The organism is Vibrio sp. 10N.222.54.E6 (assembly GCF_041473955.1).
GTDB classification, from domain to species: Bacteria; Pseudomonadota; Gammaproteobacteria; order Enterobacterales; family Vibrionaceae; genus Vibrio; species Vibrio tasmaniensis_A.
Genome location: NZ_JBFRTD010000017.1, coordinates 210419 through 227604, shown reverse-complemented (window position 1 = coordinate 227604; position 17186 = coordinate 210419). Strand labels below are relative to the sequence as shown.

Annotated in this window: 16 protein-coding genes; 9 read left to right on the top strand and 7 right to left on the bottom strand. The window is 44.0% G+C overall.

The window, feature by feature from the left end; all coding sequences use genetic code 11:
* Positions 1-14 precede the first annotated feature (14 nt).
* Entirely contained in the window at positions 15-1103 is a 1089-nt protein-coding gene (locus AB4513_RS11550; protein ID WP_009846463.1) for an alginate O-acetyltransferase AlgX-related protein, read from the top strand.
* Between the two features lie 52 nt (positions 1104-1155).
* Here AB4513_RS11550 and AB4513_RS11545 read toward each other — a convergent pair whose 3' ends face one another.
* Entirely contained in the window at positions 1156-1248 is a 93-nt protein-coding gene (locus tag AB4513_RS11545) for a winged helix-turn-helix domain-containing protein (RefSeq protein WP_232281805.1), read from the bottom strand.
* Between the two features lie 650 nt (positions 1249-1898).
* Between AB4513_RS11545 and trxB the strand changes: the two genes are divergently transcribed.
* From trxB to cydC, 3 genes are all read left to right on the top strand, one after another.
* Positions 1899-2858, top strand: coding sequence for a thioredoxin-disulfide reductase (trxB, locus tag AB4513_RS11540; RefSeq protein ID WP_004733400.1), 960 nt, complete (start codon positions 1899-1901; stop codon positions 2856-2858).
* A 161-nt stretch (positions 2859-3019) separates the two neighbouring features.
* Positions 3020-4804: a heme ABC transporter permease/ATP-binding protein CydD gene (cydD, locus tag AB4513_RS11535; RefSeq protein ID WP_009846461.1), complete on the top strand. Its 1785-nt coding sequence runs from the start codon at positions 3020-3022 to the stop codon at positions 4802-4804.
* Complete coding sequence (gene cydC, locus AB4513_RS11530; RefSeq protein WP_009846460.1) at positions 4797-6518, top strand: heme ABC transporter ATP-binding protein/permease CydC; 1722 nt, start codon at positions 4797-4799, stop codon at positions 6516-6518. Before cydD ends, cydC begins: the two co-directional genes overlap by 8 nt.
* A gap of 154 nt (positions 6519-6672) precedes the next feature.
* Here the strand turns inward: cydC and AB4513_RS11525 are convergent, their stop codons facing one another.
* On the bottom strand, positions 6673-7539 hold the full coding sequence (locus AB4513_RS11525) for a LysR family transcriptional regulator (protein ID WP_009846459.1): 867 nt from the start codon (positions 7537-7539) through the stop codon (positions 6673-6675).
* A gap of 142 nt (positions 7540-7681) precedes the next feature.
* Between AB4513_RS11525 and AB4513_RS11520 the strand changes: the two genes are divergently transcribed.
* The gene (locus AB4513_RS11520; protein WP_009846458.1) at positions 7682-8056 is read left to right on the top strand and encodes a nuclear transport factor 2 family protein; all 375 of its coding nucleotides are present in this window, start codon (positions 7682-7684) and stop codon (positions 8054-8056) included.
* 171 nt (positions 8057-8227) lie between these two features.
* Here AB4513_RS11520 and proX read toward each other — a convergent pair whose 3' ends face one another.
* From proX to proV, 3 genes are read right to left on the bottom strand one after another with little or no spacing between them, the layout of a single operon-like run.
* The gene (gene proX / locus AB4513_RS11515; RefSeq protein WP_009846457.1) at positions 8228-9235 is read right to left on the bottom strand and encodes a glycine betaine/L-proline ABC transporter substrate-binding protein ProX; all 1008 of its coding nucleotides are present in this window, start codon (positions 9233-9235) and stop codon (positions 8228-8230) included.
* Entirely contained in the window at positions 9228-10322 is a 1095-nt protein-coding gene (gene proW, locus AB4513_RS11510; RefSeq protein ID WP_009846456.1) for a glycine betaine/L-proline ABC transporter permease ProW, read from the bottom strand. The genes proX and proW overlap by 8 nt, the downstream gene beginning before the upstream one ends.
* A 3-nt stretch (positions 10323-10325) precedes the next feature.
* Positions 10326-11513 (bottom strand): glycine betaine/L-proline ABC transporter ATP-binding protein ProV, encoded by a 1188-nt coding sequence (gene proV, locus AB4513_RS11505; protein WP_009846455.1) that lies wholly within the window; start codon positions 11511-11513, stop codon positions 10326-10328.
* A gap of 680 nt (positions 11514-12193) precedes the next feature.
* Here proV and AB4513_RS11500 point away from each other — a divergent pair.
* On the top strand, positions 12194-12931 hold the full coding sequence (locus tag AB4513_RS11500; RefSeq protein WP_009846454.1) for an HAD-IIB family hydrolase: 738 nt from the start codon (positions 12194-12196) through the stop codon (positions 12929-12931).
* Between the two features lie 38 nt (positions 12932-12969).
* Here AB4513_RS11500 and AB4513_RS11495 read toward each other — a convergent pair whose 3' ends face one another.
* Positions 12970-13182, bottom strand: a complete 213-nt coding sequence (locus AB4513_RS11495; RefSeq protein WP_009846453.1) for a TIGR02450 family Trp-rich protein — start codon at positions 13180-13182, stop codon at positions 12970-12972.
* A gap of 190 nt (positions 13183-13372) precedes the next feature.
* Between AB4513_RS11495 and AB4513_RS11490 the strand changes: the two genes are divergently transcribed.
* The gene (locus AB4513_RS11490) at positions 13373-13648 is read left to right on the top strand and encodes a nitrogenase-stabilizing/protective protein NifW (protein WP_009846452.1); all 276 of its coding nucleotides are present in this window, start codon (positions 13373-13375) and stop codon (positions 13646-13648) included.
* Positions 13649-13800: 152 nt separating this feature from the next.
* Positions 13801-14925 (top strand): M14-type cytosolic carboxypeptidase, encoded by a 1125-nt coding sequence (locus tag AB4513_RS11485; RefSeq protein ID WP_029223162.1) that lies wholly within the window; start codon positions 13801-13803, stop codon positions 14923-14925.
* Between the two features lie 164 nt (positions 14926-15089).
* On the opposite strand, the gene AB4513_RS11480 is transcribed toward AB4513_RS11485, so the two are convergent.
* Positions 15090-15446 (bottom strand): hypothetical protein, encoded by a 357-nt coding sequence (locus tag AB4513_RS11480; protein WP_009846450.1) that lies wholly within the window; start codon positions 15444-15446, stop codon positions 15090-15092.
* A 359-nt stretch (positions 15447-15805) separates the two neighbouring features.
* On the opposite strand from AB4513_RS11480, the gene AB4513_RS11475 reads away from it, so the two are divergent.
* Positions 15806-17044, top strand: coding sequence for a DEAD/DEAH box helicase (locus AB4513_RS11475; protein WP_009846449.1), 1239 nt, complete (start codon positions 15806-15808; stop codon positions 17042-17044).
* The last annotated feature ends 142 nt before the right edge of the window (positions 17045-17186 follow it).

Below are 17186 nucleotides of genomic sequence, written 5' to 3'. Positions count from 1 at the left end.
TAAGGAAAATCTCATTGAACAATAGAGTCAACATTAAAATATTTTTCTTATTAATCAGTGTTATTTTATCAATACTGCCGATTGTAAATATTTTTTCAGGTGGATTTACAAAGGAAAATCTAACTAATACAAAGTTCCTTTATTCACTTGATGTTATTGAAGGGAAAATAAACCCATATTTAGTTCCTCTAGGGGTAAGCATCAAACCTAACTCCGTTGTTGTTGGGAAAGATGGGTGGTTCTTTTTAGGCGATGACCACCAAAAAACAATTTCAGCTTACCGTACAGGCTTTCAAACTGTAGAAGTTCAGGAACGCTCATCAGTAATCATAGAATCACAGACACTCTGGAAAAAGTACTTTCAAAAGAACGGTGTTACAGACTATAAAATATTAGTCGGGCCAAATAAGAGTACAATTTACAACGAATATCTACCTCTATGGGCAAAAACCAGTAGCGAATCGATATCGCATACGCTGTATGACAATGATATCTACATCGACATCAGGCATACAATATCTGACGTTATAAATACTCAAGATTTATACTACAAGACTGATACGCATTGGAATTATTACGGTGCGGGAGTTGCTTTCAATGAGTTTATGTTACGAATCAATAATGAAGGCCTAGTTTTACCTCCTCTTAATTGGAGTAATGTCATACGGAATGATTCATATATCCATGGTGACCTTACAAGATTTCTCCGAGTTGGCAGTCTATATTCTGATCCTAATCCAATAACAGAAGCAAACAATTTACAGTTAAGTCATATCATAAGTGATTACAACAAAGATTCGGTGGTATACAAAGGCACAGCACCATTATATGGGCATAGGGATGACCTGTACTTAATCACAACACCAAAGGCACTCAATAACAAAAAAGTATTATGGTTAAGTGATTCATACGGGAACGCTTTAGCTCCTTATATGACAGCTACCTTTAGCCATATCTTGAAGCAAAACTGGAGTAAACTTTTAGGTACACAAGCGCTCGAACAGTTAATTCAAGAATGGAAACCGGATTACGTTTTTGTCACAGTTGTTGAACGCTATTCACTTGATGATTTATTCCAAGCACCTCCACCAATACAACCGTAACCAATATTGACTGGTACTTTCACAAGCCCCACTTGTGGAAGTACCAGTCAAATCAACTTGAAGGTGATGGTTTGAGCACTTCATAAGCCTCAATAAATGCTTTCTGTTTATTTTCATCAAGCTTATGAGGCACGCCTTTCGGCATTTTGTAACTGATACCATTTATTCATCCCGACAACACTATATTGCACGCGATAAGCAGTTAAAACATGAGCAATAATCTTCTACGTATGATGATATGTACCCACGGTTAGGTGTCAAATCAAGCTTTGGGGTTGTTGCTCAGATAAGTAACTTCTTGAACCACCATTTTTAGGCTTGAGCTTCTTCGATAGTGAATTGTCTTTGAGATGCTGTCTAACCGTTGTTTCATGGGTAAGCAGTGCATCGGCAATTCCTTCAGGACTCTAACCGTTACTAGCATTGAATACAGCTTTGATACCATCGCGAGTTGTATCGTGTTGGTTAATCAACATAATTTTTTATTCATTGGATAGAGTTATTTTCATGTCACCGAGCATGATCTTGATTTTGGCTAAAATCAAGCAACTTCAGTGGTCACGGCTATATCTGTAGTGGCCCACTAATATTGACTACGATCTTAGAATTTAACCAGAACAATCTTCTGACTCATTGGGTGTCAAACCACCGTTGTATTGGTGCGAGCAGAGCTGACAATAATAAACTATAACGATTAATTACACTTCAGCCCTTGTTTAACCTTTTATTGCCTCCATATTTTCCATACAATCCTAAGCGATTATAAATAAAAACAATTTCAATTTCGGAGTCCTCATGAGCGACGTAAAGCACTGTAATTTATTGATTCTTGGTTCTGGCCCTGCTGGCTATACAGCTGCAGTTTACGCTGCTCGTGCAAACCTAAACCCAGTACTGGTTACCGGTATGCAGCAAGGTGGTCAGCTTACAACCACAACAGAAGTGGAAAACTGGCCGGGTGATGCTGAAGGTTTAACGGGTCCAGCACTGATGGATCGCATGAAAGAGCACGCAGAGCGCTTTGAAACAGAGATCCTGTTCGACCACATTAACGAAGTCGATCTATCAAACCGCCCTTTCCGCCTTAAAGGCGATTCTGGCGAGTACACGTGTGATGCATTGATCATCTCAACGGGTGCATCGGCTAAGTACCTAGGTTTAGATTCTGAAGAAGCATTCAAAGGCCGTGGCGTTTCTGCTTGTGCAACGTGTGATGGTTTCTTCTACCGCAACCAGAAAGTTGCAGTTGTGGGTGGTGGTAACACCGCTGTTGAAGAAGCACTTTACCTGTCTAACATCGCGTCTGAAGTTCACTTAGTTCACCGTCGTGACACGTTCCGCGCTGAAAAGATCCTAGTGAAACGTTTAATGGACAAAGTAGAGAACGGCAACATTGTTCTTCACACTGATCGCACGCTAGACGAAGTTCTAGGCGACGATATGGGCGTAACTGGCGTTCGCATTAAAGATACTCAGTCTGACAAAACGGAAGATATCGAAGTAATGGGCGCATTCATTGCTATCGGTCACCAACCAAACACTGAAATTTTCAAAGGCCAAGTCGACATGAAAGATGATTACATCATCGTACAGTCTGGTCTTGAAGGTAACGCAACACAAACCAGCATCCCAGGCGTGTTCGCTGCAGGTGATGTAATGGACCACAACTACCGCCAAGCAATCACTTCTGCTGGTACAGGTTGTATGGCTGCACTGGATGCTGAGCGCTTCCTAGATGGCCTTAACGATAAGTAAATCTGAGATTGCAGATTTGATTATCGGTGCTCTCGCCTCAGTAGATGCAGGGCGTCATCACATTTTGTTGTAAATCCCTAGAGCCCAGTGGTATATCCACTGGGCTTTCTTTTGTATACTAGCCGCCCTCAACAAATAATAATTATCATTAAGCCTTCATAATGGATAAGAAAAAACAACGCAGCTTGAACAAGTGGCTTAAGCAACAGAGTAAGTTAGCGAAACGCTGGCTTATGATTGCGATTAGCCTTGGCGTACTTTCAAGCGTGTTTTTAATTGCTCAAGCAGCTCTTCTCGCCTCTATTCTTCACCAGCTGATCATCGAGAATGTCGATAAATCTGAACTGGTTGGTCATTTCGCAGGCTTGGCATTATCGGTCGTTGGCCGTGCTGGCTGTACATGGGGACGTGAAATCGCAGGTTATCGCTGTGGTGAACAAATCCGCGTCTACATCAGGCAACTCATCCTAGATAAATTACGTGAGTTAGGCCCTGCTTACATTAAAGGTAAACCTGCCGGTACGTGGGCAACGCTGTTGTTAGAACAAGTAGAAGACATGCAAGACTTCTTCTCTCGTTACCTTCCTCAGATGTCTTTATCGGTAATGATTCCATTCATTATTTTGGTTGTGGTGTTCCCAATAAACTGGGCAGCAGGACTGATCTTCTTGATTACGGCTCCACTGGTGCCGATGTTCATGGCACTTGTTGGTATGAAAGCGGCCGATGCAAACCGTAAAAACTTCAAAGCGCTGCAGCGTCTTTCAGGTCACTTTTACGACCGTTTGCAGTCAATGACAACCATTCGTCTATTTGATCGCACCAACGCTGAAACAGAAGTACTTAAAGGTGCATCTGAAGTGTTCAGAACGCGCACCATGGATGTGTTGAAAATCGCTTTCTTGTCTTCTGCGGTACTTGAGTTCTTCACGTCGATCTCTATCGCGATGACCGCGGTTTACTTTGGTTTCACTTACATCGGTGAACTGAACTTCGGTCACTACGGTGTTGGCATTACTCTATTCGCAGGTTTGTTCATCCTTATCTTGGCGCCAGAGTTTTACCAACCTCTGCGTGACTTAGGTACTTTCTACCACGCGAAGCAACAAGCGGTTGGCGCAGCCGAAAGTATTGTCGAGTTCTTAGAAACCGACATCACTAAGGTTAAATCAGGCGACACTCAGCTCGATCCGGCTCAAGGCATCAATATTGAAGCTAGCGACCTAAAAGTGTTAAGCCCTGAAGGCGTTCAATTGGTTGGTCCTATCTCGTTCGCACTTAACACTCGCCAATCGACTGCGTTAGTTGGCCCAAGTGGTGCGGGTAAAACAAGTTTGATCAATGCCATCCTTGGTTTCATGCCTTATGAAGGAAGCTTGAAAATCAATGGCATTGAACTGCGTGACTTAGACTTAGCCTCTTGGCGTAAAACCATTAGCTGGGTGGGTCAAAACCCATTGTTGTTGCACGGCAGCATTCGTGACAACGTCACCCTGGGTAAGCACGATATTGCTGACCAAGTTGTCGAGAATGCACTTGAGCAATCATTTGCTAGCGATTTCGTTAACGAACACGGCTTGGATTACATGATTTCTGATCGCTCTGGCGGCCTGTCTGTTGGTCAATCTCAGCGTTTGGCACTAGCTCGCGCAATGATTCAAGATGGCCAGTTCTGGTTGTTAGATGAACCCACTGCCAGCCTAGATACTCGTAGCGAACAGTTAGTGATGAAAGGCATCAATAGCAATATTGAAAGCCGCACTGCCCTGCTTGTAACGCACCAACTCGCACCTCTTAAATCAGTCGATAATATTCTGGTGATGCGTGATGGCGGTCTGGTTGAACAAGGTCATTACTCTCAGCTTTCGACTGCGGGTGGTTTGTTTGAAGAGATGCTGAACGCGAACTTAGCTCAACAAGATAATAAGGGTAATTTAGATGCGTGATTTACTGCCTTACCTGAAACTCTATAAAAAGCATTGGTTTGGCCTATCGCTAGGCATGCTATTGGCTTTTGCTACTCTGTCGGCTTCTATCGGCTTGTTAACGCTATCAGGCTGGTTCATTTCAGCTTCTGCGGTTGCAGGCCTTACGATTGCACGTGAAACCTTCAACTACATGCTACCGGGTGGTGGTGTACGTGGTTTGGCAATGAGCCGTACTGCGGGTCGTTGGGGTGAACGTGTTGTCAGCCACAATGCAACATTCAAACTGTTAACTGATTTACGTATCTTTTTCTTCAAGAAGCTGGCTCCGCTGATCCCAGGTCGTATCTCAAACCTTCGTGACGCCGATCTACTGAACCGTTTGGTTGCTGATGTCGACGCGATGGATCACGTGTACTTACGTTTAGTAAGCCCTGTGACGGTGGGTGTGTTTGGGATTTTCTTCCTGACTCTATTCTTAATGTGGTTCGATAGTTCGCTTGGTTTGATCTTAGGTTCTATCCTTCTGATCATGCTGTTGGTTTGGCCAATCTTGTTCTACAAGCTGGGCAAGCGTAACGGCGGTGAGCTGACACAGAACAAAGCTGACCTTCGTGTGACTACGCTAGATTGGGTTGAAGGCTACAGCGAACTGACTCTGTTCGGTGCTGAAGAGCGGTACCGTAATGCGATTCTAGAAACGCAACACAAGCTGATGGCGAATCAGTTTGTGAATGCTAACCTAACTGGTATGGCGTCAGCTGCACTAATGCTGTTCAACGGTTTGACGTTGGTTCTTATGCTTTGGCTTGCGGCTGACGGCGTGGGTGGCAATGCACCAGACCCGTTCATCGCGCTAATGGCGTTCGCTACTATGGCAAGTTTTGAACTGCTGATGCCTATCACAGGCGCGTTCCAGCATTTAGGTCAAACTCTGTCTTCTGCTCGTCGCTTGAACGAAGTGATTCTGTCGGAGCCTGAAGTTCAGTTTGCTGAAGAGAAGCTCGACATCAATAAGCCACTTGATATTACGTTCTCAAACGTGACGTTCAACTACCCTGATTCTGAGCGCAGTGTTCTGAACGCTGTTGAGCTAACAATTCCGGCAACGAACAAGGTTGCGATTGTGGGTCAAACGGGTTCAGGTAAATCGACTCTGATTCAGCTTCTGACTCGCTACTGGGATCCTAAAAAGGGCTACATCTCAATCGCGGGTATTGAACTGACGCAGTGGAATGAATCACAGCTTCGTGAATCAATCAGTGTGGTAAGCCAGCGTGTCGACATCTTGAATGGCAGCCTACGCGACAACTTGTTGATTGCGAAACCAGATGCCAACGATGAGCACCTAGCTAACATCCTTAAAGACGTTGGTCTAGAAAAGCTGCTTGAGAATGATGGTCTTGATAGCTGGTTGGGTGACGGTGGTCGTCAACTGTCTGGTGGTGAGAAGCGCCGTATTGGTATCGCACGTGCCATTCTTCATGATGCCCCTATCCTGCTTCTAGATGAGCCAACAGAAGGCTTAGATAAGCAAACAGAACACAGTATCATGGCACTGTTCGAGAAGCACTTTGAAGGCAAGACGGTTATCTTCATTACGCACCGTTTGATTGGTCTGGAAGCGATGGATTCTATCGTTCTAATTGAACAAGGCGAGATTGTAGAACACGGCTCTCATGAATCGCTGTTAAACGAAGAAGGACGTTACTTCCAACTTCGTCAGGCAATCTAGCTCCTCATAAGTTATAAAGAAAACCATTCAAAGCCCGAGTTTATACTCGGGCTTTTTAGTGTCTTTATGTTTTTGTATCTTCACTCTTGAGCAATCTATTAGGCAAGTTTGGTTTTAAGCCTCTTTACTAAATCACTAACTTATCGAATTGGTTTTAAACAAAGTTCTGTTTGAGCTTCTCTTCTAACGCTTGAACGCACAGTTTGATGGCAATCGGTGTGTTTGAGGCGAATGAGTTCAACGCATAAACCGTGTTAGTGGGTAGTTGAAAACTTGGTAAGAGATCGACCACTTCATTTGATAGTTGATGAAGATAGAAGTCTGGGATCACACCAATGCCAACGCCAAATTTGATCAACGCGAGACAACTATGAAAGGAGTTCGTAGTGCAGCTTGCTTGTTGTTGGTAAATAAAGTCTTGATCTGTTTGAGAAGTAAAGCGATGAGAGACTTGCTTACCTTGCCATGAGTTAGCAATGTAAGGGATAGATTCAAGCTCACGAGAACGCATGCTTTCAACGCCACACAACACGTCTTTAAACTCGCCCAAGCGTTTCTGCTTTAGGTTGCTGTCACGAGAACTGCCCACTCGTACTGCGAGATCAATATCGTGTTCCATGAAATCTAAGTGCTGATCATCGCTGATCAGCTCTGGTTTTAACTTCGGGTATTGCTTCATCAAGTCTGCAATAACAGGCGCGACCAATAAATCCATCAACGCATTCGGTGCAGTAATACGAATCCGACCTTGTGGCTCTTCTAGCTCAGCTTTGGCCATATCCCAAGCCGAGTCAGCAATCACGTTGATGTCTTTGCAGCTTAAATAAAAACGCTCACCCATACTGGTCAGAGATTGCCTCCGTGTTGTGCGTTTGAGAAGTGAAGCACCTAGTTCTTGTTCCAGAATTTTGAGGTGCTGACTGACGACGGACTTGGATAACTCAAGCTTTTCAGCCGCAGCTGATACTGAGCCCTGCTCTACGATGTGAGCGAAAATCGACATCTGCTTTAGCTTACTCATCTTATTGTTCTCTTTTTACACACAGTATTTTCTATTATCTCTGTTTTTCAATTTAATTTCCAAGGCTAAACTGAATCCAACTTATCGAGATAACCAAATCAAAGACACAGTGTTTGAAAGAAGACTGATATGGAGAAAGACAATGTTAAACAACCAAATTTTAGAAGCATGTAAGCAAGGCATTAACGCATGGCAGAAAGCATTCAACAGCCAAGATGCGAAAGGTTGTGCAGATCAATATGCTGAAAGCTGTGTAATGGAAGCGCGTCCATTTGGTACTTTTGAAGGTCGTGAAGCGATTCAAGCATTTTGGCAAAACATCATCGACCAAGGTTTCAAAGACGTTGATTACACAGACGTTACGTGGGAAGAGCACCCAGAAGGCGGCTACATTTTGACGGCTAGTTGGACAATGAACAAAGCGTTTGGTGTTGTGCATCGTGAGCACTGGGCACTAGAAGCCGATGGTTGCGCTCGTTTAATCAGCGATGACTTTGAGGTTCAAGGCGAACGCTAGCCTACTCGCTTTTAAAAGAACAAGCCGCTTTAAAAAATAATGCGATAACAGTAGTTATGTCGCTAAAAAATAGTTATGTCGCTAGAAAAACAAAGGCCGGTAGTCTGAATCAGACTACCGGCCTTCTCTTTTTATTCCAGCCTGTTATCGACTGCTTACGAAAAACAACCGTTATAGTGCCGCTTTCTTCGCTTCTGTAATCCAAGCATCAAACGTATTTCGGTTCGCTTTGATCCAACCGTTTACGTGCGCTTCGATATCAGCCGAGCTGTTCTTACCTTTACTCATCATCATGTTCTGAGCACTTACATCATTGATGTTAAGTTTGATGATTTCAAAAAGCTTCGCCGCAGATGGGTTGTTCTTAGCAAACTCTTTGTTCGCAATAATACGCATCGAGTTCATTTCGAAGCCGTAGTTCTTACCGTTAGACAAAGTAGTATCAACATTCGCACGATCACCCGGAAGTGAAGAGAATGGAACTTCTAACCAAACTACGTCTTCGTTAGGAACCAATACACCACTTACCCAATAAGGTGTCCACGTGTAGTAAAGAACTGACTCGCCCTTTTGGTAACGTGAAATCGTATCTGCGATGATCGCTGCATAGTTACCTTGGTTGTGAGTAACGGTATCGTCCAATTTGAATGCAGAGATTTGGTGTTCGATGACCATCTCACAACCCCAACCAGGGTTACAGCCCGTCAGGTCTGCTTTGCCATCACCATCAGCATCAAACAGCTTAGCGATTTTTGGATCAGTCAATTGACCAATGTTAGTGATGTTGTACTTTTCAGCGGTTTTCTTATCAATAAGGTAACCTTGAGCGGCACCACTTACATACTGGCCTTCACGGTAGAATTTGTCATCGCCACCCGCCATTTTGTATTTGTCAGCGTGTAGTGGGAACCAACCTACTGTTAGGAACGTTGCGTCACCTTTTGCGATAGAAGTGTAAGCTACGTTATAGTCCACTTCTTGCGTTGATTTCACATCGTAACCAAGCTCTTCTAAAGCACGGTTAACAATCAGTGTTTGGAACGTTTCTTCAGCAACTGAAGATTGAACGGGCTGAACTGATACACCTTCACCCGGTAAGCTTGCAGCCCACACGTTCGTTGATACAGCCAGTGTCGAAACGATGCTAACGGCTAGCTTACTCTTCCATGAATTATTCATTGGTGTTTTTCCTTAGTTGTAGTTCTGATTGTTTACCGCGATTTAAAGCTTTTAGCACAAGGGAAACAGGCCCCATGTGATACCAGCGTAATTTTGTATTACCTGCATTTACCCCAAGAACTTGGGTAATGCGGTCAAGTAGGATTGCAAGAATAACAATGCCTAGGCCACCAACAGCGGCCAATCCCATATCCAGTCGGCCAATACCTCTCAGTACCATTTGACCTAATCCACCTACTGCGATCATTGATGCGATAACCACCATCGATAGCGACAGCATCAGTGTTTGGTTCACGCCCGCCATGATGGTTGGCAGTGCAAGTGGTAGTTGAATTCGGTAAAGCATCTGCTTTTTGCTGGCGCCGAATGAGTGACCCGCTTCGATCAACTCTTCCGGTACTTGCTGAATACCCAAGATAGTCAAACGTACAACAGGAGGAAGTGCGAATATGATCGTCACCACCACACCCGGAACGTTACCGATACCAAACAACATTACGATGGGTACAAGATAAACGAAGGCTGGCGTCGTTTGCATGGCGTCGAGAATTGGGCGTACGAATTTAGCCGCGGTATTGCTGCGGGCGAGCCATATCCCCATGGGTAAGCCGATCAGCAGACAGAAGAATACCGATGTCATGACCAGTGAAAGCGTGGTCATCGCTTCAGACCAAGCGCCAATCAAACCAATAAAAGTCAAAGAAACGGCTGTAGCCAAACCAAGCTTCAGGTTTGAAAACTGCCATGCAACTAAAAACAAGATGATCAACATGAATGGTGCAGGTGTCGACACCAACGCCGTTTCAAATGAACTTAGAATAAAATCGATAGGCACACGGATTGCTTGAAACAATGGACGTCCGTGCTCAACTAACCAATTCAGTCCAGACTCTACCCAAGTGTCGACGGGCAAAACTGCTTCTGCAAAAGGGTTAAGTGGATCAAAAGGTGTCGTTTCGACTGTTTCGCTGCTTAACCAATCTGCTGATGGTGAGGTATCAGCTGCTTGACCCCAAGGATCACTTGATGGCTGAGCTGCTGGAGCTGATTGAGACCATGGGTCATTATTTGTTTGTTCAGACGACATGATCTACCCCTTATCCAATGTTTGTAACAGTCGTGACTTAGTTACCACGCCAAAGTAATTACCTTGCTCATCCACAACAGGAACGGAGTAAGGCACACCGCCAACAAGGCCAAGCACATCGTTGATTGGTAAATCAGGGTTCAGCGTTAGGCCATCATCGAGCTGCGCACTGACGAGTGATTTGTTCTCTTTGTGTGCTTTACGAAGGGAATCAACAGAGACAATGCCGGAGTAACGACTGCTTTTCTCAACAACAATGCCGTATTCACGGTCGTTATCCATCAAGATTTGTAGAGCGGACGCTGGGCCGTCATGTTCTGATTTTTTAAATACCGCAGCTGGCTTCTTACGTGCAATGTCTTTCACCGTAAGAACACTTGCTACATTCACACCGCGGAAGAAAGCTTCGACATAATCGTTCGCTGGGTTGTTAAGAATTTCGTCTGGGGTACCCACTTGAACCACCTCACCGTTTTGCATAATGGCAATACGGTCACCGATTCGCATCGCTTCATCCAAATCATGGGAGATGAAAACAATGGTTCGTTTATCGTCATTTTGAAGGCGAATAAGCTCATCTTGCATTTCAGTACGAATCAAAGGATCGAGTGCAGAAAACGCTTCGTCCATTAACAGAATATCAGGGTCACATGCTAGAGCACGAGCCAAACCAACACGCTGCTTCATACCGCCAGACAATTCATCAGGGTAAGATTCTGAATACGGCCCGAGACCGACTCGTTCCAACGCTTCAAATGCTGACTGTTTTCTCTTATCGACTTCAACACCCGCTAGTTCAAGACCAAACGCGGCGTTTTCAATCACTGTCATGTGAGGCATCAATGCGAAGTTTTGGAAAACCATGGAGATGTTGTTGCGACGGACTTCGCGGAGCTCATCTTCTGAGGTGTGGGCAATGTCTTTGCCTCGAAGAAGCACATTACCTTTGGTAGGTTCAATCAAGCGGTTAAGAAGGCGTACTAGGGTTGATTTGCCAGATCCTGACAGTCCCATTATGACGAAAATCTCGCCTTCTTGAATGCTAAGAGAAACATCGTTAACGCCGATCGTTAACCCTGTTTCTTCGAAAACTTTATCTTTGTTCGCGCCTTCATTAATCATTGTAAAAGCACGGTCGGTATCTTCACCAAACACCTTGTACAGTCCCTTAACTTCCAGTATGGGATCCATGTAATCTAATCCTTTCTTAGTTATCTAAACTAATAGTTATTTAAACTCAAAACCGATTATTTAAACTTAAAAACGGTTATTTAAACCCGAAAAACGATTAGCACTCTAAGCAATTAACCCATGCAAATCAAGGGGCATCGTTCTGTAAAGCCGATGAAAAACCGTTAAAACCCCAGCCCAAACAAAGGTCAAATATCAAGCCCATACAAAGCAAAATATTGATAATAAAGAAGTTTAAATCACACTCAACACCTGCGGCATTATGTATTACTTACAGATAGATTATTGAATATTTATTTCACATCAGAACAATTAATAGGCTAAATAGACCAAGAATATGCACAAATAGTTCGTGTACAAATAATTCGAATACAAACCAATTAAGAGAGTTTAAACGCCACCAAGACTGGTAAATTAACACCATTACGAGGCGCGCACTCCCAATGACTTTTACACACATATGAAGGGCAATCTGGATAGAGTCCGTCCAATTAGGCACAGATCGGATTGATACCTTCATCTCCGATATAGAAGACATAACACCAACTGTGATACTTGCTGCAAACTGTCAAAAGTCGATTACCCAGGCCGAAAGACAACTTGTAGAGTACACATTGCTGTTCCATTCTTTATCTAAAGGTTGGGCACTCTTTCGGACGGATAAAAGGACAGGTATTAGAATGATAAAAATGCTGGTGTGTGACTTTGATGGCACGCTTGATGGCGGCTCGTCTCATGGGGTTGATCAGTTGTTTAACTACTTAACAAAGCAACCGGCTATCCGCTTTATCATCGCGACAGGTAGAACACTGCCCTCAATTCGTGTGGGTTTAGCTTCTGACAACTACCCGAAACCACACACGATTATCAGCGACGTAGGCACGAGAATTCATCACGAGCACTCCCAAACGCCGGATCACACCTGGCACAATCAATTAGAAGCATCTTGGAACAAGTCAAAGGTTGAGTCTGCACTTGCATCGCTCGATTTCATGGGAGAGCGCTTAGAGAGCCATCAAGGGGACTACAAGATCACTTTCGAAGGAAAACTCTCAGAGCCTCAACATGAGCTGATCGTATCTCGTCTGGAATCACACGGTTTAGATGTACACCTTACTTATTCCCACGATTGGTACTTAGATATCACGCCTAAGGGGGTCAACAAGGCCACAGCGATTCATCATCTACTTAAACAACATCAGTTAAGCATTGAAGAGGTATGCGTGGCTGGCGACTCAGCGAACGACACCTCGATGCTAACCATAGATGGCGTAAATTCAATATTGGTCGCGAATCATTACCCTGAGATCGCTCACCTGTCCGATCGAGATAATGTATACACCAGCAGAGCAACACATGCAGAGGGTGTGTTAGAAGGCCTTAAATACTGGCAAGGGCTTGCTGCGTCGGGTAATTAATACAAGTGTATCAAGCAGATCGCCTCGACTTGATACACTTATTTCCAACCAGGAAGCCAATGATCCTTATCGGTTAGATCGCGCCAGTTAATGTCTTCTTCTCGTTTCGTCATCACCGCTTCTATTAAGCAACGAATGACCTCCCCTTCTTCGAATTCGACCTCAGTGATCATAAAGTGCTTTTCTTTCTTTACTGGGCTAACGGCCGTCCATTTACTGCGAAGTAGTTTCTTTGGATTGATTCGATTCATTGATTCCTCTATCTGGTTGGGTAGTTGTCACTGTTCGTTAGTACTTTATCTATAATCCTCAAAGAGTTAAAAAGATCACTTCATGTTAAGAAAGCCTACGGTTCAACCCCTGGTAAGTCATAACTAAAATCAATAAAATAAATCGTGAACTCGGTACAATAGTTGCCACCAGTTCACAAACAAACTCCCCATGAGCCAAACAGAGTTCCAACAAAAAATAGCGAGCTTTACTTCGATTGAACAAGCGCTTGATTACTTCGAAATAGGCTTTGATAGCAAGTTCATCCACCAAAATAGAACCGAGCTTGTGAAGCGCTTCAATGGTTATCTGATCCTGTCAAAGCCGGATGATTGGTTTGCTGGAAGAAGAGCGCTGAAAAATGCGTACTGTAAGGTGCAACGCAGTAAACTCGATCGCTATACACGCTCTGCCTGTCGTGGTTGCACGACTTGCCAACGTCGATAGCTCAAAGTTAACCGTTAAATAGCTGTCGATTTAAAAGTAGGCAGCTAAAAAACAGATAGCTGAAATAACATCTCATTACGATTTAGTTAGTGGTTTGCTCGAAAAAAAGTGTGCTAATCTTACGGCAACTCAACTACGAGATAAAAACTACAATGAAAATTTTCAGCAACTTCGAAAGCGGCAACATTCACGTCGTTTCAGCAGATTCACCACAAAACATTCAACTAACTATTCCAGCGGATAATCAAACTGAAATCGCACAATGGTTTCATTTCCGCTTAGAAAGTGAAGCTCAACAAGCTCACCACTTTGAAATCGGCCAATTGGCAACATCTGCCTACCCTGAAGGCTGGAAAGATTATGATGTGGTTGCATCGTATGACCGTGAAGAGTGGTTCCGCATTCCATCTCAATTCGATGGCGACACTTTAAGCTTTGATATCATTCCTGAACACGATTCAATGTACTTCGCGTACTTCGCACCGTATTCATACGATCGTCATCAAGATCTCTTGCACAGTGCTCAAACGCACCCTGCTTGTAAGCTAGAAACTCTGGGCCATACGTTAGATAACAACGACATCACTTTGCTAACCATCGGTGAGCCAAGTGCAGAGAAGAAAAACATCTGGGTTATTGGTCGCCAACATCCGGGCGAGACCATGGCTGAATGGCTGATCGAAGGTCTGCTACAACGCTTGCTTGATGAAACAGACACAGTTGGTCGTTCACTTCTAGACAGCGTTGTATTCCGCGTTGTACCTAACATGAACCCAGACGGCAGCATCCGTGGTCACCTACGCACTAACGGTATTGGCGTCAACCTAAACCGTGAATGGCAGTCACCTTCTATGGAACGCAGCCCTGAGGTTTTCCTTGTTCGCGAGCGCATGCTAGAAACTGGCGTTGACCTTTGTCTAGACATTCACGGCGACGAAGCAATCCCATATAACTTTGTTGCTGGTAGCGAAGGCACACCTTCATACAACGAGCGCATTGCAAAACTAGAGAATCACTTCAAGCAAGCTCTTCTGACTATCACGCCAGAGTTCCAAGATGAATTTGGTTACGATAAAGACGAACCGGGCAAAGCAAATATGACCGTCGGCACAAACTGGATCGGCGAACAGTTCAAGTGTTTGGCATACACTGTCGAGATGCCATTTAAAGATCACATCAGCCACGCTGACGAACTGTACGGTTGGTCTCCAGAGCGCAGTGTTGCATTTGGTCACGACATGCTAGCAGCGGTTTGGGCAACAGTCGACGAGCTATAAGACGAAGCAAACTTGTTAGTTTGTCCTTAGAGACAGTTTGTCTTTAGAAGTAGTTTGTTCATTTTGTTCATATAGATGACAAAGCCCAGCACTCGTCAAAGTGCTGGGCTTTTTATATCAGATAACCATGAGTTACTTGGGGTTTAGGCGTTTAGATGCTTTGCTTATGCCACTCTAAGGTTCGCGAAGAAAACCGGGTACCTTTGCCTAATGTATCGTTGTTCAGCCACCATATCTTTGAAACTCGGGCCTTGTGATAACAGAACGATCACTTCATCGCCTTCTTGTCTCAATACAGAACCACGAATATCAATGCTGTTATTACCATGCAACCATAAAGTGCCTGCCATGGAGTAGCCTCGATAGACCGGGATGATGTTACTCATCATCAAGCGCACGCCTTTTTCAGAAACTTCACTGACATGAAAAAGTTCATCTTTGATTCGTATCACCGGGCGCGCCTTTTTGGGATACTTCAGGCGGTAATACTCACGTTTCTGGGTGAATGACTCTTCACTCATTGATGACTCCCTGTCTCTATTTTTATTTATAAAAAACAAGCTATTAAAACAACTTAAAAATACCCGTCCCCGTTGGCTTAAATCATCCTTAAACTTCAAACCTAGATTCAAAACACATATGCCAACCAAAAGGATAACTAATAATTATATCGTCTTTGCGTTCAATTGCTTTAGGTTTTTACGCCAAAATATCCATGGTTCTTAGGATTCGATAGAAAATGGGATGTAAGTCGTCTATCTCAGGTTCTATTCCCCCAAATATTAAGACTGAAGGCCAAGCTGAAGTTTACCGATAAACTGATTCTCTAACTTTTGACGTCCTGTTAAACTCCACCTCCCTTTTGATACTTGGTTCATTTATGTCATTTGATAGCCTAACCCTTAACCCAAAAACCGTCTCCGCGATCCCATCTCAATTCAATAAGCCGACAGAGATACAGCAAGCAGTAATTCCTACAATTATTGCGGAGAAAGACGTGCTGGCGTTGGCTCAAACGGGTAGCGGAAAAACGTTGGCATTTGGCTTACCTTTGCTGAACAGCATCAAGCATGATGTAAATGAACTACAAGCGATAATCATTGTTCCAACCCGTGAACTTGCCTCTCAAGTAGCCAAAGCACTAGAACCCATCGCAACCACACTTGATATCAAAACGGTGACACTGACTGGTGGAGTTGATATCGAGATCCAGCAACAGCAATTGTTAGAAAAGCCACAACTCGTGATCGCAACTCCTGGCCGCCTACATGCCGTTATTCAAGAGAACAAGCTCGAGCTAACCCAATGCAAGTCTTTAATTCTTGATGAGGCAGACCGTTTACTCGACATGGGATTTTGGCCAGATGTTCAAACCATTATTTCTGCTCTTCCTAAAAAGCATCAAACACTGCTGTTTTCGGCTACGCTGCCAAAAGAGCTGATCAGTCAGACTGAGGCGCTTCTTGTTAATCCAGTAAAGGTCACGACGCATCAAGAAAACAGTGTGGTCGCGGCTATTGAAGAAACTCTGTACTTAGTGAACAAAGGCAGTAAAGCTCAAGCGCTGATCGCCCTACTCAATCAGCACGCATGGTCGCAGGTATTGGTATTTATTGGCGCAAAAGACAATGCAGATGCATTAACCAAGCGATTGAGTAAAGCCAAAATAAGTGTGAATGCGCTACACGGAAATAAGAGCCAAGAAGAGCGAGAGCAAGCATTAGAGAGTTTCAAAAATGGCAAGACTCGTGTGCTTATCGCCACCGACGTTATGGCTAGAGGCATCCATATTGATCAACTACCTGTCGTAATTAACTTTGATTTGCCATCGCATTCGGCGACTTACGTCCACCGAGTTGGTCGCACAGCAAGAGCAGGAAGTACTGGCAGCGCGATCTCTCTGGTTAGCCACAGCGAAACTGACTACCTGAATGCAATTCGTACTCTGACCAATAAACCTCTTATGCTACAAGCGTTGGAAGGTTTCCCTGTTACAGACAAACCTGCATCTGAAGCGACAGCTCGCAAACGTCCGCCTAAAGACAAGATGGCTAACCGAAGAACCGCAAAAAAGAAGAGTGTTAAGCAATTTAAGAGCAAACCAAGTTCTTCGAAATAACCTGTTATTCAAAGTAACCACAGAAAATCGAATAGCCCAGTTTGCACTGGGCTTTTTTATGGTTGATCTCATATTAGCAGGACCAAAATACAAACTTATGCCCTCAAACCTCCATAAAGATGCCAACCTAAATGACACTTTT